The 19319-nt window shown below is 45.5% G+C and carries 24 protein-coding genes; 15 read left to right on the forward strand and 9 right to left on the reverse strand.

Translation table 11 applies throughout. From position 1 onward, the window contains the following. Window position 1 precedes the first annotated feature (1 nt). The 4 genes from EFB11_RS00190 to EFB11_RS00205 are packed head-to-tail and all read right to left on the reverse strand — an operon-like array spanning window position 2 to window position 2126. Window positions 2–271, reverse strand: a complete 270-nt coding sequence (locus EFB11_RS00190; RefSeq protein WP_122788340.1) for a TIGR04076 family protein — start codon at window positions 269–271, stop codon at window positions 2–4. Next, on the reverse strand, window positions 258–1097 hold the full coding sequence (locus tag EFB11_RS00195) for a pyridoxamine kinase (RefSeq protein ID WP_122788341.1): 840 nt from the start codon (window positions 1095–1097) through the stop codon (window positions 258–260). The genes EFB11_RS00190 and EFB11_RS00195 overlap by 14 nt, the downstream gene beginning before the upstream one ends. 12 nt (window positions 1098–1109) lie before the next feature. Then, the gene (locus tag EFB11_RS00200) at window positions 1110–1613 is read right to left on the reverse strand and encodes an HD domain-containing protein (protein ID WP_122788342.1); all 504 of its coding nucleotides are present in this window, start codon (window positions 1611–1613) and stop codon (window positions 1110–1112) included. Window positions 1614–1622: 9 nt separating this feature from the next. Beyond that, window positions 1623–2126 carry an HD domain-containing protein gene (locus tag EFB11_RS00205; RefSeq protein WP_122788343.1) on the reverse strand — a complete coding sequence of 168 codons (504 nt, stop codon included), beginning with the start codon at window positions 2124–2126 and terminating at the stop codon, window positions 1623–1625. A 135-nt stretch (window positions 2127–2261) separates the two neighbouring features. Between EFB11_RS00205 and EFB11_RS00210 the strand changes: the two genes are divergently transcribed. From EFB11_RS00210 to EFB11_RS00250, 9 genes are all read left to right on the forward strand, one after another. After that, complete coding sequence (locus EFB11_RS00210; RefSeq protein WP_122788344.1) at window positions 2262–2921, forward strand: Crp/Fnr family transcriptional regulator; 660 nt, start codon at window positions 2262–2264, stop codon at window positions 2919–2921. Between the two features lie 52 nt (window positions 2922–2973). After that, complete coding sequence (locus EFB11_RS00215) at window positions 2974–3879, forward strand: LysR family transcriptional regulator (protein ID WP_122788345.1); 906 nt, start codon at window positions 2974–2976, stop codon at window positions 3877–3879. Between the two features lie 117 nt (window positions 3880–3996). After that, window positions 3997–5109 carry a 5-methyltetrahydropteroyltriglutamate--homocysteine S-methyltransferase gene (locus tag EFB11_RS00220; protein ID WP_122788346.1) on the forward strand — a complete coding sequence of 371 codons (1113 nt, stop codon included), beginning with the start codon at window positions 3997–3999 and terminating at the stop codon, window positions 5107–5109. 179 nt (window positions 5110–5288) lie between these two features. After that, window positions 5289–6302 carry an anaerobic sulfite reductase subunit AsrA gene (asrA, locus tag EFB11_RS00225; protein WP_122788347.1) on the forward strand — a complete coding sequence of 338 codons (1014 nt, stop codon included), beginning with the start codon at window positions 5289–5291 and terminating at the stop codon, window positions 6300–6302. Window positions 6303–6304: 2 nt separating this feature from the next. Further along, complete coding sequence (gene asrB, locus EFB11_RS00230; RefSeq protein WP_206424154.1) at window positions 6305–7096, forward strand: anaerobic sulfite reductase subunit AsrB; 792 nt, start codon at window positions 6305–6307, stop codon at window positions 7094–7096. A gap of 11 nt (window positions 7097–7107) precedes the next feature. Beyond that, the gene (gene asrC, locus EFB11_RS00235; protein WP_122788349.1) at window positions 7108–8070 is read left to right on the forward strand and encodes a sulfite reductase subunit C; all 963 of its coding nucleotides are present in this window, start codon (window positions 7108–7110) and stop codon (window positions 8068–8070) included. Between the two features lies 1 nt (window position 8071). Further along, a complete protein-coding gene (locus EFB11_RS00240) occupies window positions 8072–8542 on the forward strand; it encodes a pyridoxamine 5'-phosphate oxidase family protein (protein WP_122788350.1) in 471 nt (156 codons plus the stop codon). 112 nt (window positions 8543–8654) lie between these two features. Next, a complete protein-coding gene (locus tag EFB11_RS00245; protein ID WP_122788351.1) occupies window positions 8655–9683 on the forward strand; it encodes a YeiH family protein in 1029 nt (342 codons plus the stop codon). Between the two features lie 63 nt (window positions 9684–9746). Beyond that, window positions 9747–10769, forward strand: a complete 1023-nt coding sequence (locus EFB11_RS00250; protein WP_122788352.1) for a PAS domain-containing protein — start codon at window positions 9747–9749, stop codon at window positions 10767–10769. A 69-nt stretch (window positions 10770–10838) separates the two neighbouring features. Here the strand turns inward: EFB11_RS00250 and EFB11_RS00255 are convergent, their stop codons facing one another. After that, on the reverse strand, window positions 10839–11174 hold the full coding sequence (locus EFB11_RS00255; RefSeq protein WP_122788353.1) for a winged helix-turn-helix transcriptional regulator: 336 nt from the start codon (window positions 11172–11174) through the stop codon (window positions 10839–10841). A gap of 161 nt (window positions 11175–11335) precedes the next feature. On the opposite strand from EFB11_RS00255, the gene EFB11_RS00260 reads away from it, so the two are divergent. From EFB11_RS00260 to EFB11_RS00285, 6 genes are all read left to right on the forward strand, one after another. Beyond that, the gene (locus EFB11_RS00260; protein WP_122788354.1) at window positions 11336–11881 is read left to right on the forward strand and encodes a flavodoxin family protein; all 546 of its coding nucleotides are present in this window, start codon (window positions 11336–11338) and stop codon (window positions 11879–11881) included. Between the two features lie 19 nt (window positions 11882–11900). After that, the gene (locus tag EFB11_RS00265) at window positions 11901–12452 is read left to right on the forward strand and encodes a flavodoxin family protein (protein ID WP_122788355.1); all 552 of its coding nucleotides are present in this window, start codon (window positions 11901–11903) and stop codon (window positions 12450–12452) included. A gap of 890 nt (window positions 12453–13342) precedes the next feature. Continuing rightward, window positions 13343–13510 (forward strand): hypothetical protein, encoded by a 168-nt coding sequence (locus EFB11_RS16640; protein ID WP_164706516.1) that lies wholly within the window; start codon window positions 13343–13345, stop codon window positions 13508–13510. A gap of 144 nt (window positions 13511–13654) precedes the next feature. Next, window positions 13655–13897 (forward strand): hypothetical protein, encoded by a 243-nt coding sequence (locus EFB11_RS00275; RefSeq protein WP_122788357.1) that lies wholly within the window; start codon window positions 13655–13657, stop codon window positions 13895–13897. 13 nt (window positions 13898–13910) lie between these two features. Further along, window positions 13911–14801 carry a hypothetical protein gene (locus EFB11_RS00280; RefSeq protein WP_122788358.1) on the forward strand — a complete coding sequence of 297 codons (891 nt, stop codon included), beginning with the start codon at window positions 13911–13913 and terminating at the stop codon, window positions 14799–14801. 70 nt (window positions 14802–14871) lie between these two features. Continuing rightward, a complete protein-coding gene (locus EFB11_RS00285; RefSeq protein ID WP_243115133.1) occupies window positions 14872–15249 on the forward strand; it encodes a TIGR02452 family protein in 378 nt (125 codons plus the stop codon). Here EFB11_RS00285 and EFB11_RS17470 read toward each other — a convergent pair. Genes EFB11_RS17470 through EFB11_RS00305 form a run of 4 tightly spaced genes read right to left on the reverse strand, consistent with a single transcriptional unit; the run spans window position 15246 to window position 19297 of the window. Continuing rightward, window positions 15246–15848 (reverse strand): TniQ family protein, encoded by a 603-nt coding sequence (locus EFB11_RS17470; protein ID WP_164706517.1) that lies wholly within the window; start codon window positions 15846–15848, stop codon window positions 15246–15248. The genes EFB11_RS00285 and EFB11_RS17470 overlap by 4 nt on opposite strands. Next, window positions 15842–17272: an AAA family ATPase gene (locus EFB11_RS00295; RefSeq protein WP_122788360.1), complete on the reverse strand. Its 1431-nt coding sequence runs from the start codon at window positions 17270–17272 to the stop codon at window positions 15842–15844. Before EFB11_RS00295 ends, EFB11_RS17470 begins: the two co-directional genes overlap by 7 nt. Before the next feature lie 13 nt (window positions 17273–17285). Further along, the gene (locus EFB11_RS00300) at window positions 17286–18968 is read right to left on the reverse strand and encodes an integrase catalytic domain-containing protein (RefSeq protein ID WP_122788361.1); all 1683 of its coding nucleotides are present in this window, start codon (window positions 18966–18968) and stop codon (window positions 17286–17288) included. 2 nt (window positions 18969–18970) lie between these two features. After that, window positions 18971–19297, reverse strand: coding sequence for a hypothetical protein (locus EFB11_RS00305; RefSeq protein ID WP_122788362.1), 327 nt, complete (start codon window positions 19295–19297; stop codon window positions 18971–18973). Between the last annotated feature and the right edge of the window lie 22 nt (window positions 19298–19319).

A 19319-nucleotide genomic window follows, 5' to 3' on the forward strand; every position in this document is an offset into this window, starting at 1 on the left:
TTCAGTCCTTTTCCTCCTCTATTTCAATTTTAAAAACATTGATAACGTCCACATCCGGACAGCAGAATACAATGGAGCCATCCGGTTGGCTGGGAAGTTTTCCCCCATATCGCAGAATATCAATGTAAGGGAAAGCCACATGCATGGCCATTGGACAGAGATTGCCTCTTTCGGTGTCAAAGTCAAAGGTGTCTCCAATTCGATGACCACGGTGACACCCCATATGACCCTTTTGATCAATTAAACTGATTTTAATTTTAGGCTTTTTCATTGTTAATTTCCTCCAAAAATTGTTCAATGGGAATTCCCTTGTATTTGTCGGTATTATGCAGGTTAGCATAAATAATTTTTTCGAGTCGTCTCATTGCAATTTGTACGCTTTCTAAGAGCTGACCTGATTTTAAATAATGCCCTACTACAATTGCCATAAAAATATCCCCAGTACCTGGAAAACGCACCGGTATTTCTTCATAAGGGAGCAAGACACACGAATTTTTCGGAGAACTTTTTACAACAGTAAACATTCTTCCGTTAATGTTTGCACTGGTAATCACAACTGATTTAGCACCAAGCGTATGTAGTCGATTTGCGATTACTTCAATTTCCGGTTCAGAATAAGTATGTTTAACTGTGTATTCGGATAAAAAACACGCCTCTGTAATATTAGGAACAATTACATCCGCAATAGAACACAACCGTTTCATATAAGTAACTGCTTGATCTGTCACACCATTGTATCGTTTTCCGTCATCCCCCATAATAGGGTCAACAAAAATCGAAGTACCTGATTTTTGTTGACTCTTGCAGTATTCATATACGAGACATGATTGCCTTTCTGACACAATAAATCCTGTACAGATTGCGTCGAAAGAAAACATGAGTTTCTTCCATACCAGAAGCGTATTTTCCATATATTCTGTTGTGTCCAAAATATCAAACTGGCCATAATCCAGAGTGTTGGAAACAAGTGCAGTCGGCAAATTGAAAGTTTCAAATTTCAAGTGAGATAAAACAGGAATCATAACAGATAAAGCGACCTTACCATACCCCGCCATATCATTGATCAACAAAATTTGAGTTTGCTTTTTATCTTCCATAGCCATATTTCCTCAGTGACTGAAATAACAGAGCCTGCACAGTGCTTTTCCTGACTCTGTTCGAAAAATCTTCTGTAAGGTAGTTTCTATTGTGTTCTTTTCCAGATTATCTTCATAAAAATTCACCAAAAAATCTGCTTCAACAAGAATCTGATAGTCAATCCCATCTATATTTGTGTAGGTATGATGATGGCCAACTAAATAACAGATGCGTTCGATATCTGCTTTCTCAAGCTCCATGTCTCCTAACATTTTTTCAGCATAAGCGGGCCCTTCCTGTTCTTGCAGTTTTCCGTTGCACATTCCATACTTTTCTTCTGCCGGTCGTATACCAATATCGTGTACCAATGCTGCACATTCGATTAAGAACTGGGTGTGCTCATCCAGCTGTTCCATACGACCAATCATCTGTGCAAAACGATGCACTTTTATTAGGTGCTGAATACGCTGGGGATCATTTCGATTAAAATGAATCATTCTTTGTGTTAACATATCAATGATATTTTGCCGATACATAATGCCCTCCTATTTTATTTCTTCTTTCAAACAAAGCGCCAGCAATTCCTTTCCGCTATCGGTTTGAAAAATTGCTTTCACATACTCTGCTTTTTTGTGATCCGGTCTACTTTCATAACAGTTTACAATCAGGTCGGCTTCAATCAGAAGTTGCAAGAGTTTGCTTTTTGCATTGTCGTAGTCATGGTGACAGAGAACTAAGTCGATAATTCTTGGAATATATGAGGGAAGATAGTTTGCTTCTTTTAAAAAACGAGTGACAAGAATCGGGGCTACGCGTTTTTGATTATCTTGACTTGCATCCCCATTGCAGTGTTCTTTGCAATATTTGATTGCAATATCATGTAAAATAGCGGCTGCTTGCAATATCTGTTGCTCTTCGACAGAGAGTTTTTCTTGCTCCCCAAATAATTTTGCCAATGCGAAAACCTTAAGAATGTGCTGTGTGCGCCTTACATGACCTTGCTCATAGCACAGCACACTACGCAAAAGATTGGTTTCGTTATTAATCACGTTGACAAGCGTCCTTTCTCAAAAAGATATCAGATTTCTTTCTATGAGAATACAGCATTTTCCACCAACTCTGTGTTGCGCTTGCAACATGAAGGCCAAAATGCTATACTTAATCTTAAGAAACGGAGGAGTAATATGCAGCTTGATTTTAAACAACTTATTTCACTTCCAATCTTTTGTGGTATCTGTGAAGAAGATCTTCCAGCTATGCTAAATTGCTTGGGGAGTTTTCAAAAAAATTATCAAAAAGACGAAATTGTTCTTTTGGAAAGCAATGAAGTTCGTAATGTTGGCATTATATTGTCTGGAGTTGTACACATGGTTAAGGAAGATTCAGAAGGTTATCAGACACTTCTCGTAACAATGAAGGAAGGAGAACTGTTTGGGGAATCTTTTTCATGCGGAAGCCATCTGGATGCGCGCGTCAGCTTTTTTGCAGCAACATCATGTACTGTGTTGTTCCTGCCTTTCTACAAAATCATCCACTCATGCAAAATGAGCTGTACATTTCATCATCGGTTGATCGAAAACATGGTGCGATTAATTGGAGATAAAAATGTTCAACTAATGCAAAAGATTGAAGTAATTTCCAAAAAAACGCTTCGAGAAAAAATATTAGCATACTTACGACAACAGGCTATGGAGCAGAGCAGCAAACAATTTACAATTCCTTTGGGACGGCTCGAATTGGCTGAATACCTGTGTGCGGATCGTAGTGCGTTGACTCGGGAGTTATCCTATATGCAAAAGGATGGTTTGATTTTTTATGAGAAAAGTACATTTGAGATATTATGAGGAATTACAGTTATTAACTTTAAGGAGTAATGATAAAGTAGCGGGTGAGTAAATGACACTACAACAACTAAAATATACAGTAACTGTTGCTGAAACAGGAACTTTTAGTGAAGCGGCAAAGCTATTGTTTCTTTCTCAGCCCAGTCTCACAAAATCCATAAAAGAGCTTGAGAAAGAAATGAAAATTACGATTTTTGATCGTACAAATAAAGGAATATCTGTCTCAAAAGAAGGTGAAATCTTTCTGGGATACGCAAGGCAAGTATTAGAGCAAGCCGCTTTACTTGAGGAAAAATACAAAAATCATGCGGGTGGAAAACAAAAATTCCGTGTTTCAACCCAGCACTATTCCTTTGCGGTAAATGCCTTTGTTGATTTGATCAAAAAATATGGTGGAAATGAATACGATTTTAGTTTGAGGGAAACACAAACATTTAATATTATCGAAGACGTTTCTCAAATGAATAGTGAAATTGGCATCTTATATTACAATGCATTCAACCGGATGGTAATTGAAAAACTATTAAAATCAAATGACCTTAGATTCACGCAATTGTTTACTGCAAAGCCGCATATTTTTGTTAGCTCTCGCAATCCACTTGCCCAAAAATCATTTGTTAAAATGGAGGATCTAACTCCATATCCATATCTTTCTTATGAACAGGGAAAACATAATTCGTTCTATTTTTCAGAAGAAATTTTCAGCACCGAAATTCGTTCAAAAAATATTCGCGTCATGGACAGAGCCACACTTTTTAATTTGTTGATTGGTCTGAATGGATATACGATTTGCAGCGGTGTAATCGATCGAGAACTAAATGGGGAGAATATTGTCGCAGTGCCATTACAGGCTGAAGGAGAGATGCATATTGGCGTAATTACGCATAAGAAAGCGACTTTAAGCAGGTTGGGGGCATATTACATCGAGACATTGAAAAAATATACCGACAATAACTGATATTCAACCGCCTTGTTATAATTTTAAGTTATAGCAAGACGGTATTTTTATATATTTTACAATGACACAACATTGTGGTGTAATTATAGAAAATCAAAACAAAGTGAGGTAGCGACAATGTATAAAGAAAATGCACCATTTAGATATGATTTCGTTGGAAGTTTTTTAAGGCCTGCTTGCCTTAAAAAAGCAAGGGGCGATTATACGACAGGAAACATTACAATTGATGATTTGACGCGAATCGAAAATGAAGAAGTTGAGCAATTGATTCGGAAACAAAAAGCCGCTGGTTATCACGTTATTACGGATGGTGAATTTCGGCGCAGTTATTGGCATCTTGATTTTATGTGGGGGTTCCAGGGTATTGAACAGATTGAACTGGACCACGGCTATTTCTTCCATGGAGAAGAGACTACACACGGTTCTATTGCTATTACCAGTACCATCAGCGGCGAAAACCATCCTTTTGTTGAACATTTCAAATTTGTAAAACAATTCGAAGATAAAAATACAGTCGCACGGCAGACGATTCCTGCTCCCGCACAGCTCTACGCAGAACTGTTTCGTGAAAAAAACGGACAAAATACAAGGCGATACTATCCCGATGATGAAAAGTTAATCTGTGATATTGCTGCTGCGTATCGAACTGTGATTGGGGAGTTATACAAAGCAGGATGTCGAAATATTCAATTTGACGATTGCACGTGGGGTATGTTCTGTGACAAAAAATATTGGGAAACCAGACAAAACGCGGCAGTCGGTCTGACGGAAACTGCAGAAAAGTTTCTTTATCTCAACAATCTTGCACTTGAGGGAAGGCCGGACGATCTTGTTGTTACTACCCATATTTGCCGTGGAAACTATCATTCCACTTGGGCTTCGTCGGGTGGCTATGAACCTATTGCGGAGATTCTGTTTGGTCAGGAAAATGTAGATGCTTTTTATTTGGAGTTTGACGATGAACGCTCCGGTGGATTTGAACCGCTACGCTTTGTCCCTAATGATAAAAAGGTGGTGCTTGGATTGCTGACTTCCAAATCTCCAGTGTTGGAATCGGAAGAAGCCGTGATTGCCCGCATACATGAGGCTGCCCGATTTGTGCAGATGGACAACCTATGCCTGAGTCCGCAGTGTGGATTCGCCTCCTGTGAGATTGGTAATAAACTGACTGAAGATGAGCAGTGGAACAAATTGGCTCTTGTAAAGCAGATTGCAGAAAAAGTTTGGTAAATTTAACAATTGCTACAAAAATTAAATGAAAATTGGAAAACAGCTGCAAAATCCCTACTTATCATTATGATGAGCAAAGAGTTCGGAGTCGTGTTGCGCACGCAACATGGCTCCGACTGTTTTTGTGGTATTTTTGTTGTAGTGGTTACGCGCTGATTTCAATATAAGGAGGAAAATCTATGGGATTTCATGTTACCGATATGCAGTTGAATGCATTATTTCAGACATGGCAAACCAATTATCACATCTATGCTCCCCGCAATTTTTCTGGTGGCGGGCGTTTTTCGGATACGGATTGTATTCGTTACGGAAAGATCAACCATGTGGATGAGATTGTATTTGACAAAAAATCTGAATATTCCTTCAAGGAGATTCTGATGCCAATCTCTCAGACACTGTTTTTCTTTACGGAAGGGGAGACCAAGGAAGCAGATGCGCCCCAAAAAGGGGCAGTCATTTTCCTGCGCAGCTGTGATCTCCACGCCCTTAAGCGGCTGGACGATATGTACCTGCACAACGGCCCTGCTGATTACTATTATCAGCGCCTGCGGGAGAATATCAAAATCGTACTGATGGGCTGCACACATTCCTTTGAAAACTGCTTCTGTGTCAGCATGGGTACCAATGTCAGCACCAACTATGACATGAGCATTGATCCCCAGCCGGACGGTACTTACCTGGTGGATTGCAAGGATGAGGCATGGACACAGCAGCTGGAGACTGCGGAGGTTCCTCGGTTGGAGGTTATTCCGAGCCATGTGGAAGAAAACAGTGTCACCGTGCAGATTCCAGAACAACTGACCGCAGAGGTCGCCAAAAGCACCATATGGAAGGAATACGATAGCCGCTGCATCAACTGCGGACGCTGTAACTTTGTGTGTCCCACCTGTACCTGCTTCACCATGCAGGATCTCTTTTACAGTGAGAACGGTAAGGTAGGTGAACGTCGCCGTATCTGGGCCTCCTGTATGGTGGATGGCTTTACCGATGTGGCTGGCGGCGGCAGCTACCGGAAGAAGAATGGAGAGCGGATGCGGTTCAAGGTGCTGCACAAGGTACTGGACTATAAGCAGCGCAATGGCTATCACATGTGTGTGGGTTGTGGTCGGTGTGATGATATCTGCCCGGAGTACATCTCTTTCTCGGGCTGCATCAACAAATTGGACAATGCTATGGCGGAGGTGACAAAGTAATGATGAAAAATGATTATATCCCGTTTCCTTCTAAGATTTTGGAGGTCATCCGGCACACGGAGATTGAGTATACCTTCCGTATGGAATTTCAGGGGGAAGTCAAGCCGGGACAATTTTTTGAGGTATCCATCCCCAAGTACGGAGAGGCTCCCATCTCGGTCAGCGGCATTGGGAAAAGCTTTGTGGATTTAACCATCCGACGGGTGGGCAAGGTCACTAATGAAGTGTTTGAGCGCTATGTAGGCGATACCCTTCTGCTGCGCGGCCCTTATGGAAACGGGTTTGATGTATCCGATTATATGGGCAAGGACATCATTGTCATGGCTGGCGGTACGGGCCTGTCTCCTGTCCGAGGCGTAGTAGATTACTTTGCCGAACATTCGGAGCAAAGAGGCCATATGACCCTAATCGCAGGCTTCAAAACGCCCCATGATATTCTCTTCCGTGATGATCTGAAGCACTGGGAAAAGAACATGGATGTCATCCTTACCGTTGACTGCGCAGAAGAGGACGTAGCTTGCCATGTAGGACTGGTCACCCAGTATATTCCTCAGATTCAACTGGGCGATGTACAGAATACCGTGGCCGTTGTAGTCGGGCCTCCTGCCATGATGCGCTTTTCTGTGCAGGGTCTGTTGGGCATTGGCCTGCCGGAGGAAAACATTTGGATCTCTCAGGAGCGGAAGATGTGCTGCGGCTTGGGCAAATGCGGCCACTGTAAGATTGGCAATACCTATGTCTGTCTGGATGGGCCGGTGTTCAACTATACCAAAGGAAAATTCCTGGTGGATTAAGGAGGGAAAACATGGACATCAATACAAAAGCACTGAAAAAGAACGCATTTCGCGTCACCAAGGAGCGTGGCATGACCGCCTCCCGCATCCGTGTCCCCGGCGGCCATCTGGATGCCAAATATCTCGGAGAAATCCAGAAAATTGCGGAAACCTACGGCAACGGTACCGTTCATATTACCTCCCGCCAGGGCTTTGAGATCCCCGGTATTCCTTTTGAGAAAATGCCGGAGGTCAATGCTGCTCTTCAGATCCTGATCGACGGGCTGGATATCAATCAGGACGAGGCAGGTCACGGTTATCCCGCCTCCGGTACTCGAAATATCACCGCCTGCGTGGGCAACCGTGTCTGTCCCTACGCTTGCTATGATACCACAGCCTTTGCCCAGCGCATTGAGAAAGCGGTGTTCCCCAATGATCTGCATTTTAAGATTGCTCTGACCGGCTGCCCCAACGACTGTGCCAAGGTTCGGATGCACGACTTTGGCATTATGGGTATGACAGTACCTCAGTTTGAGCCTGACCGTTGCGTCAGCTGTGGGGCTTGTGTGAAAGCCTGTAAAAAGAAGTCCGTGGAAGCTCTGACTCCGGTGAACTTCCGTCCCCAGCGAGACGCACGGCGCTGCATCGGCTGCGGTGAGTGTGTGCTGGCCTGTCCCAATGCCGCATGGACCCGCAGTGACAAAAAGTATTATCGACTCACTCTGCTGGGCAGAACGGGTAAGAAGAATCCACGTCTGGGAGAGGATTTCATCAAGTGGGTGGACGAGGACAGCATTATCAAGATCATTCTCAACACCTACGACTATGTGAAGGAGTACATTGACCCCAACGCGCCCGGTGGCAAAGAGCACATAGGCTATATCGTAGACCGCACCGGCTTTGAGGAGTTTAAGCGGTGGGCCTTGCGGGATGTCACCTTGCCGGATATCGCAGAAGTTATGACACCCATGTACTGGAAAGGTGTGAAGTACTGATATGCGCCGGAAAGACAGAGAAATTGTGGGCGAAGAAATGGAAATGATTCTCCAAAAGGGAGAATACGGAATTCTATCCACGGTTGGACCTGATGGAAAGCCGTATGCAGTCCCGCTCAGTTATGCCTGGAGGGATGGGCTGATCCATCTACACTGTGCTGCAAATGTGGGAAAAAAGCTCGAGAACATTTCCTACTGCTCGGATGTTTGTTTTGTGGTCGTTGGGGATACCACAGTGCAGCCCGAAAAGTTTGGTACTTTGTATGAGAGTGTCATTCTGACCGGTCAAATGATGCCGTCAAAGGACAAGCAGGCCAGCCTAGTCGCATTGCTTGAAAAGTACAGCAAAGATTTTCTAGAAAAAGGAATGCAGTATATCCAGGCAGCATGGGACAAAACCGGCGTGTATGTGATTTGTCCAGAATGTGTGACAGGGAAAGCAAAAAGAACTCCAGTTCATACGAAACTGTAAGTTTGAGCAAATGAAAGCCTGTTATTACAACATAATATATGTTTATGCTTAATAAAAAATATCTTGTCAGTGCTGGCAGTGCTATGTCGACACCGACAAAGGGGGTACTATTTTGACAAAGATTAAAAATGTTTGGAAAGGATTTGCTCTGTGTTTGGCAATATCCATTCCTTGTTGGTTTTTAGGGAATCTATTTCCCATTGTGGGAGGACCGGTTTTTGGTATTCTGTCAGGAATGCTGATTACGCTGTTCTTGAAGGATAAATCCAGCTTACAGCCGGGCATTACATTTACATCCAAAAAAATTCTGCAATATGCCGTGGTACTTTTGGGCTTTGGACTGAATCTGTCTGTTGTTTTGGAGACGGGCAGACAATCACTGCCCATTATTCTGAGCACAATTAGCACATCCTTAATTATTGCATTCGTGCTGCATAAACTGCTTCGTATTCCAAGTAAGACTGCGACCTTGGTAGGCGTAGGATCTTCCATTTGTGGCGGCTCCGCAATCGCTGCCACTGCGCCGGTAATCGACGCAAATGATGAAGAAGTGGCACAATCGATCTCGGTAATCTTTTTCTTCAACATGCTCGCTGCACTGCTCTTCCCCACATTGGGTGCGCTATTAGGATTTTCCACCACAAGTGGAGAAGCGTTCGGTATTTTTGCAGGAACTGCGGTCAATGATACTTCTTCTGTGACTGCCGCTGCATCCACCTGGGATTCCCTGTATGGGCTTGGTTCGGCTACATTGGATAAAGCAGTAACAGTAAAACTGACCCGTACATTGGCAATTATCCCCATTACGCTGGTATTGGCCTTTGTGCGCACTCGCAAGTCAGAATCCAACGACAGCCAAGTGAAGCTATCTGCTGTTTTCCCGATGTTCATTCTGTACTTTGTCATTGCGTCCATCATTACAACGCTTGCTTCATCCTTTGGCGTTCCGGTAGAATTTTTTGCTCCGCTAAAATCTTTGAGCAAGTTCTTTATCATTCTGGCGATGAGCGCTGTGGGACTGAATACCAACATTGTAAAACTTGTAAAAACCGGTTCGAAGCCTTTGGTGCTGGGTTTTTGTTGCTGGATTGGTATTACTGCAGTTACACTTTCTTTGCAGCATTTCTTGGGAATTTGGTAATACTAATTGTAGAGAGATATTTCCAGCCTTTTTCTTATAAAAAATTATTTATCTTATGCAGCTATGGAGGTGATTCCAATATCTCGACAAATTGATGATTCAAAAGCAGTTCACGATGCGTCCCTGCAAAAACAAGCACAGAAAGAGTTGGCCAAAAGGGATTTGTTCCCTAAACGTGATTATTCAGATAAAGCCGCTCGCGCTGCTGCTCTGGCAGAAGTACCGGGGCATCCGCTTTACACCTTCAAGAGAGAAAACGATGCCTTTTCCACGCTGCTGACTCAGTTCAGCGAAACGAGAGCAGACGACCTTTTGGAGCGAATTTGCGAGATCTCCATCCACTATGCCAAAAAAGGTGATCTTCTTTACCCACACCTAAAGGTTAAATACGGGATTGCCGGTCCTTCTGATGTGATGTGGACGACAGACGACGAGATCCGAGACGAACTTGCTGACCTTTCGAAAGAAACTAACCGCGACACAAACTGGAACAGCCGCATTGACTCCGTACTGAAACGTGCTGCGGGAATGATTTATCAAGAACAAAACATCTTGTTCCCAATTTGTGCGGTAAACTTCACGGAGGATGAGTGGTTTGGAATTTATTATGATTCCAAGGATTATGATACCTGTTTCGGCGTGGATAACGAGGTGTGGAAACCAGCTGAGAAAAATATTCGTAAACGGGCAGGATCTCTGAGCAATGAAATCGTCATGCCTGGAGGCCACATGACTCTGGAGCAGCTGACGGCACTGCTCAATACCATACCGATGGAAATCAGTTTTATTGATGCAGAGAATATCAACAGGTTTTTTAACGAGGGGCCGAAGGTATTTAAGCGTCCCAGTATGGCGATTGACCGCGAGGTTTTCTCTTGTCATCCGCCTAAAATTGAACCTATGGTGCGCTCCATTATTGATGATTTTCGCGTTGGAAAACGGGATAAAGTTGCTGTCTGGATGGACAAAGGAAATCGAACCATGCTCGTTACCTATCTGGCCGTGAGAGATCATAACGAAAATTATCTTGGAACGGTTGAATTGGTACAGGACATGGAGTTCGCAAAAGAGCATTTTCAAAAATAACGTCCAATTTTTTTAAGGCAACACCGCAGAACACGCAAAAGGAAAGGCCTCTGATTTCAACCCGCTTTTTCACGGCAGTCTATTCTTATCTCCCCATTCACACATGCCATCTAAAATCGGAATTAAAGATTTGCCCCGCTCCGTCAAGCTATACTCTACCTTGGGCGGGATCTGCGGGTATTCTTCCCGATGCACAAGCTGGTCAGCTTCGAGCTCTTTCAGTGTGGAACTCAACGTCTTGTAAGAGATTTCACCGATATACTTTTTCATTTCATTGAACCGGACCACACCGAACTCCATCAGCGTATATAATATCGTCATTTTGTATTTCCCGTTGATCAGTGACAGAGTGTAACTGAAACCAGTCGAACTAAGGCATTCGTTTGCAATGCATCTGTCTTTCATTTTACGCTCTCCTTTAGGTAAGTATTGAACGCGATTGTAAGTATCGCACTTAAATGTGCGTACTTGTTTTTCGTTTCATTCTTGCTATGATTATACTGTCAGGACCCGAAAAAGTCAATTTTGTTTGAACAGCCGTGAAATACCAAAGGAGGCAGATACAAATGTGTAAGAAAATCGTTGTAGTCACCGGAAGCCCCAGAAATAACGGCAACAGTTTTGCCATGACGGATGCGTTTATCCAAGCAGCCGAGGCAAAAGGCCATCATGTTACGCGGTTTGACGCCGCCAAAATGAATATAGGCGGCTGCCAGGCCTGTGAAACCTGCTACAAGATAGGCAAAGCGTGTTCCTTTGATGATGACTTCAATCTAATTGCCCCTGCTGTGCTGGACGCGGATGTGGTCGTCTTTTCCATGCCAGTCTACTGGTATTCGATCCCGGCGCAGATCAAGGCCGTGATTGATAAGCTGTATTCCTTCTGTGTTGCCGGAAAAGACATTGCCGGAAAGGAATGTATGCTGATCGCCTGCTGTGAGGAAGATGATATGTCGGTTCTGGACGGTGTGCGGATTCCTGTGGAACGTTCTGCTGCGCTTATGAAATGGAAAATGGCCGGCGAAGTGCTGATCCCCGGCGTTCTGAATACCGGTGATATTGAGAAAACAGACGGCTGTCAGCAGGCGGCTGCCCTCGCTGAAAAAATTTGAACGGAACGGAGTGCTTGAGATGAGCAAAAAAATCGTAATACTGAATGGGAGCCCCCGCAGGAAAGGCAATACTTCCATGCTTGTGCAGGCTTTTACCGAAGGCGCGGAAAGTGCCGGGAATACGGTGACAGAGTTCTTCCTTGACAGCATGGATATTCATGGCTGCAAAGGATGCTTTGGCGGACACAGCAGCAAAGCATGTCCGTGTGTGCAAAAGGACGATATGGCTCGGATCTATCCGGCAGTAAAAGAATGTGATGTGGTAGTGCTGGCGACTCCGCTCTACTACTGGAATATGAGCGGTCAGATCAGAACCGCTGTTGACCGTTTATTCGCTTTGGAGGAAGGCGACGGCAACCTTCTCAGAGGGCACGACCGGGCCTCTGCTTTGCTGATGGCCGCCGAAGGTCATGGATTCGAGGATGTGCTGAACTATTATGACCATCTGATGGAGCATTTGCGCTGGAAAAACCTCGGCCATGTTCTCGCCGGCGGGAACATGAACGCGGGCGACATCAATGGCAAACCGGAAATCCAGCAGGCATATGAACTTGGCAAATCGATTCAGTAAATATTTTGATAAAAACATTACGAGGGCAGCAGAAATAACATCTGCTGCCCTCAAGCATTTACAATGGCTTTGAACAAAAGTTACTGCGGTTTCTGGTTCATATCGTCAATAATCACCCGCATACGCACAATATCTTCTGTATTGCAGGGGTTTTGGAGCCCGGCGTTGATGAACAACTGCTCTCCCCACTGATAAATAGCGAGTATGATCGGAGATAGCGATTTTCCCAGCTCTGTTAAAGAAACCCCACAAGAATTAAAGGAACTCGCAAAAAACATTAGAAGAGGAAGGTCACAAATGTAAGGAGACTCTCCAGATCCGCGCGATAGAGATACTGTACTTCGCACGGAACGCACCTTTCCGGGGCCTTTGACGAAAATTAGAAAAGTGCGCAAATACCCTGCTATCAGATCAAGGGGTAATTGCGCACTTTATATGTACTGTGTATACCTTTACAGAGGCATACGGAGCAGTTGTTGCTACTACCACTTCCAAGCTGAACTGTCAATACCTGATTTCATTTTATTCGTTAAAAAGTTATGAATTTTTCTGTTTTAAGCAAAATATTCACATATTTCTTCACATTATAATTGACAGAACATTTGTTCGGTAGTATAATATAGTCAGAAAAACAAAAATAACGGCAGTACAAGGGAGTTGGCGCTCCCCTGTACCTGCGCAGGTGAGCACACCACCTACACAACGGATCAAATCCGCACCGCTGGGATAAGTATACCCTTTTTTCGCCGTTTTGGCAAGATTCAGGGCAGCTTTTCCTTCGGTGCGTATTGGCCGTACCGTCCTCCAGCAAATACCGTGTAGGGAATTAAACCTGCACGGTATTTTTGTTTGCATCCATTTATCCGGACAAACAAAAGGAGGAATCGAAAATGCGTAAAAACAAACCTAAACCTGTACCGCCCCCGCATCCCAAAGGCATTCCAAATGTGCCTGTGCCCCACCATCGTTCAGGTTGGCGCGTCATGACCGGTGTGCAGCTGTCTTTGTATGACATCCCTGGCATCCAGACGATCCATATCGGAGGTGTGCCACAATGAAAGCCCCTGCTGGCTCTTATCAGCAAGGTATCCTGTTACGGGATCAACCTGACCGGGCATCCGGAGCTTTGGTTCCGTTAACCACAGGCACCTCTCATGTAAAATGCAAATCAAACAGCTTATCCATTCGAAGGAGGATGCAATATGAAAATCCATGTCAAAATGTCGGAAGCAGATTATTTGCTCTTTCAGAAATACAAGGAAAATGCCGGAAAGCTGCGTCTGGAACTCGGTTCTGATCTTCTCCAGCTGAGGCAGGAACATGACCGGCTCTGTCTTGCCCTGTTGCAGGGCATAGAGCCAGATGACAGCGGCTGCACGATCGTCAATGATAGCCTTGTCAGCCGTGCCGTTGAGATGGCAATGCGCTGGCGCCAGCAGCAGTAAAGAGGAACGCGAAATGATTGCTAAACATATCCATCTGGAACATCTCCCGCGTATTCTTTCCAACAAACCGCTTCTGGAGCATTTCCTCAGTGTCCTGCTGGATAAGACAGTGCAACTACCTTGCTGGCCTAAAGAAATGCCGTGGGATTTCTGTTATCCATTCGCAGACCTGTATGTCCGCTTGAGAGGCAAGATGCTGGTCTCTCTCAGCGCAAATCTGTTCGACCCGAAACATCTGGTGGATGAACTGCGCTTATCAACGGGGGTTTCTGATCCAACCTGTTCCATTGTGATCAGCGATATAGATATCGTAGGTCTCGGGCAGTCTTACTGCCGCATCGTCCCTATGGCTGTGGGCGATTCAGAAACAAGGCTCATGGACAGCTGCTGGCAGATCCATATCCTCTCTTTCAGCCGGAGCATTACCACCCGCAATGCACCGTCTGAGATCCAACAACTGCTCGACCACATGGCTGGTATGAAGATACAGCCTGAGCCGGACAGCCTGCTGGACCGGATGCTGCATGAGGATTTCGTCTGGTGTTGGCTGAACGGCGCCAGATACTCCCTTAAAGGAAGCTATTCTTCCAAGTACGAACAGTACGCGCAGCAATATTCATCCGGCTGGATCGACTATATCATGGAAGGCTATTCTCAGGAATTTATAAAAGGCTACACAGAAATCGATATACACACCGGCGTGCTGCAGCGTGCTCTCGACATCGCCCAGAGCAGAGAAGAACTGTTTGCTGTCTGCAACGCGGCCTGCATCCCCGAGCCGATGATACAGGATGCCATTGCCGGGAAGATATGGACACAGGACGACCTGCTGCAGTGGTATGAAACGGCTCTCGCAGAGGAAGCTGAACGGCGCAGGGCTGCTGAATCGGAAAACGAGGATTAACATCGCGTGCTTCAAATTCCACCACAATATGATAAACCGAAACTACTGAACGAACAGGAGTGCATCCCACATGAACAGAAAAGAACAGAATATCGCCATATTCGAGGACTCGATGGACTGGATCGGACACGAGCCGGCGCTTTCTGATGCCGTGCAGAAAAGCATCATGCATACCGTCCTCTATCCGGCGCAGCAGATGCCTGACCTGCCGGAGATCAGCAAAAGCAGCAAGACCAAAGTCACCGTCACCCCACAGCGGACGTTCGAGGCAGCGCAGGATCTCCTGATCCGCAATCCGGGAAGCCGTGCAGCGGTACTGAATTTTGCCTCTGCGACCAATCCCGGCGGCGGCGTCACCCGGGGCAGCAGTGCACAGGAGGAAGCCCTGTGCCGGTGCTCGACGCTCTATCCCTGCCTGACAACAACCGAACTGGACAAGGGATATTAAGGCAATGTCAGAAAGGTGTTTAATATATCAGTAAGCTGTGTTTCCCATTTCTCTACAATCAAATCTGTATTTTCGCATTGAATGGAACAAAGCGGGATCAACTTGCTCTTTATCGTCTGATGTGAGGCCTCATATCGCAATAGCCGGCATTTATGCTTTGGACACAGTGGCATAAGCGAAATTTGATGTTCCCTGTGCCAATACGGCTCCCCATACCTCTGCGAGTCTTCACGATAGCAAATCGGACAGTATTGCAGCCCTTGCCATTCATTAGAAACAAAGTAAAGTGATTCCGCTGGACTGCCTTTCATCAGCGAATCCAAGGCTTGTGCTTTTTTATCCTCTGAGAAAAAACGGGTCAGGTAGGGCAGCAAAGTATGTTCCAGCAGTATGGTTTTGCAGTCAATCACGCCTACCGGAAGTTTCTGCGCTATCCGATACGGCCCTGTACTTGGGAACAACTCAAGGGGTATTTTATACTGTCCATATAATTCAAATAACACCGGTGCAGAATTTTTCACTCCGGATCTGACCAAATACCTGCTTATTACGCTATACCACAACTCATCCGGGTATGGTGTCGGAAAGTAGGTCAACACTCCGTATCCCTGCTCTCCGCCAGCCCGTTTGGGATAATAAATTCGACCAAATCAACGCCCTTCGAAAAAGCGACAAGCAGATCATCCGTATCCCTTTGTACTGCTTTACGCCCTCGTTTGTTCGCATACAATCTTTTACACTGTAATGTGTCAGGGTTCCCGGCTTGCGCATCAGTGATGATTACCTGATTATCCGGCAGGGTTAGGCTTTCACGAATGGCCGATTCTTTCAGACGACTTTCTTCATTGTCGTGTAACGACTCATCGCATTGCAATTGAATTTCAGAGATAGAGGTGCCTTTTGCATACGTCTTAGGCACATGCAGCCCTAACACATCTGCGGCGTACTGGATGCATTGGTCGGTAATACATTTTTCCCCGCACATAAGCGCATGTACCTGGCTTTCACGAAATATTGCCGTTACATATGCAGGTATTCCACCTGACAGGTCATAGATTTTGTTTGCCAGCTTATCTGTCAGCGGTGCATGTGCCCTCGTAAATTGATACTGCCAAACAGATGTGATGAATTTGCGGTATCCTGCATCTGGTTTCATAGGTGTCAGCCGGAGCCCTCTTGTCCGTCGTCTCAAATGCTCTTGTTCTGTAAATATTTCTTCCGCAAGATCGGTCCCAACAAAACAAACGCCGGTACTCGTGTCGTTTGTCAGCTCCACCAGGAATTTGATCAGAGGCTTTACCTGGCCCTGACGACGCGCTGTTGTTACAGCGTTTTGTATTTCATCTACCAAAATCATCCCTACATGATGCGTCATGCACAGGATTTTTATCTGCGTCGTAGCCGCACTGACAGACATGCTTTTGGCGTGCATTGTCCTCTCCAGATAGTTTGATCCCAGCGCCTTATCAAGAGCTGCAAAGATGCTGTATGCAAGCGTCTTGACCGAGCAATCGGACGGACATTCGACCATGAGATACAGCACCTGTTTACAATAAAAGGGCTCATTTCTATACTGTGTATGCTCTATTACCTGAGGGATCAGATGGAGGCAGCGCCTGATCGTCGACGTTTTTCCTATCCCCGGCACGCCTAAGATGGAACAGCTCTCCGCCTGTGTTGAGAAGCGCTCAGATTGTTGGTCCATGAAAATGGCATTTTGCTGCCTTATCGTTTCAACCAAAGAGAGGTTGGAGTAGGAGCTTAGCATGGACCGATACAGTGTATCATAGATGGTATACATATAGTCCATCGGAATGAAAAGGCTGTTGAGCCTGGGTATTGACATGCGCCGCTCTTCCAATGACATTTCCGGCAATTGAACGGGTATCAAGGGGCTGGATGCTATTTCATCCATCAGCATTTTGTATGACATGACCGAAGGCATTGCTTCCAAAAAGGGATTCCCCCGTTGCTGCCCACTGTATTGGGCTTGCACTACGGCTGTCTTAGGGTATTGGTTCATTGTTCAGTCTCCTTCATCTTGGAAAATGGCCTTCCATCGCATGATTGACAATATTCGTGATCGAGTCCATCAGTTGTATGTTGGCGTTCAGCTCACTCACTTCATTGCGTTTCCGCCTTATACTGATCTGTTGTTTGATCACTTGTGCTTCGACAGCATCCATGCCCAAAAACTCCTGACAGGAAGGCGTTAAGCTGCAAGGGTAGAACCGATTATTCACCACAATGAAGATCGTGTCAATATGATCTGAGTCAACTGCAATTCTGCATTTATCTCCAATGCGCAGCTGGCATTCCGGATTGGGAGTGTACCAGAACCCATTGTGGCCAATACCTTTTCGCGATATCTTGGCTTCCATCTGGGCTAACCCCATATGGTACACTTCCTCGCTGTCAACCTGCAGCAACCGGTTCGGCATGTGCATCCATGTTTGTGATGCAGTTTTTCCGGATGCAAGGAGCCGACCGCTGTTTAGATTTATAATGCAGTTGATAACGACAGCAGTGAACTCATCTATGGTGAGCACGGCTTGTTTTCTGTAGTCAGCTGCCCATCGTTCCTGTGCGTCTGCCTCTATAACGCCTTTCCCGCGGAGCAGCGGCTTATAGCGCGCTTGAAGCAGGTCAAAGGTCTTTTCGACAATCCCCTTTTGGTCGGGCCTGAATGGCGGCAGCACATGCAGTTCTGTACCATACCGCATGCAGAAACTGTCCATCCCCTCTCCGATGAATTCTCTTCCCTGATCTGTGATAATCTCATACGGGATGCCTTTGCTCGGCCATTGTTCCTCCGCTATATCGATCCCGTATTCTGCACAAAATTCTTTCTTATCCCGGGCAGCATTTGCCAGGCATGAGATAACTGATTTCAGACCTGCGTCAAAGCCGATATAAACACCGGCAATGATTTGCGAAGCTGTGTCTACCGCCAGATAGATGTATGGGCGGCCAATAACAGTGCTCCGGTCTGACCGTGATACGAGATAGATATCTGCCTGCGTAGCATCCATCTGATAAGATCCTACAGATGTCCGCCAGCCCTTTGCCGTCCCCCATATAGGCCGCCGATTCCTTTCATATGCCGACTTTCCTTCCCGCGCAATAAATCTGCCGGGGTCTCTGTTATAGCCGCGCGCATAATAATACCTTTCAAAGCTTCGCCAAGATGGGTAATGATCCTTTAGTCCCCCCTTGGGATCCGAATATTTCGCAAGGAGCATGGATTCATAAGCCGCCCGTAAAGACAGGCGTTTTGACGAGTAATAAAATGTACGTATTGCCCAATCAAAGTCAGGCTTATCAACAGGGCTTCTCCTTTTCTCCGCAGTTAACACTCTGGTCGCAAGATAGCGATAATACACACGAAGAACCCGGCGTATTGATACTGCGTATTTTTCAGCTATTTCCTGCGCCTTGGCTTTCCGCGTTTTTTTGTCGGTGATGCAGGTGTTGTCCTCCAGCAATGGCGAGATCATCTCTATCCGGTATTTTCTTGCCGGTGTTGAGGCTGCGTCACATGCGTACTTCTCATATTCCAAAGGTGTCTGTGCGCGGATGTACTGCACCTCCAATGCTGGCCAATGCACCAAAAAGGGCGCTGCCGGTTCGTCGTAGGAGATGAGCCACCCACCTGCATCTTCTTTCAGCAACAAGTTAAACAAACGCCCGGAATCTCTTGCTTCGTAAAAAGTAGCCATACTCAATCCTCCAAAATTACGATTTTCCATTCAGAGATGTCTAATGTTTTCCAATAACGTCGTGAAAATTCCAGCCGCTCTACGAACATCCGCCTTTGCAGCTGCGATTTGGTTGCCAATTCCCGAATCAATACCCTTCCATCTGTAGTGGTTATCTTGAAATCCGTCATCCAGGTGTAATCAAAATATTCGCTGCGAATACCAATGGTAGGTATATATTTAAAGCGCTGCATGTTCAATGGGATATTTGCCTCATATGTATCAACCCAAGGCTCATGTTCCAGCCACTTCGCATAGTCCCTTGCCCATGTCGAGTATGTGATTATCATTTTCAGACACTTCTGGCTGAAG

The sequence above is a fragment of the Intestinibacillus sp. Marseille-P6563 genome (assembly GCF_900604335.1).
GTDB lineage: Bacteria > Bacillota > Clostridia > Oscillospirales > Butyricicoccaceae > Butyricicoccus_B.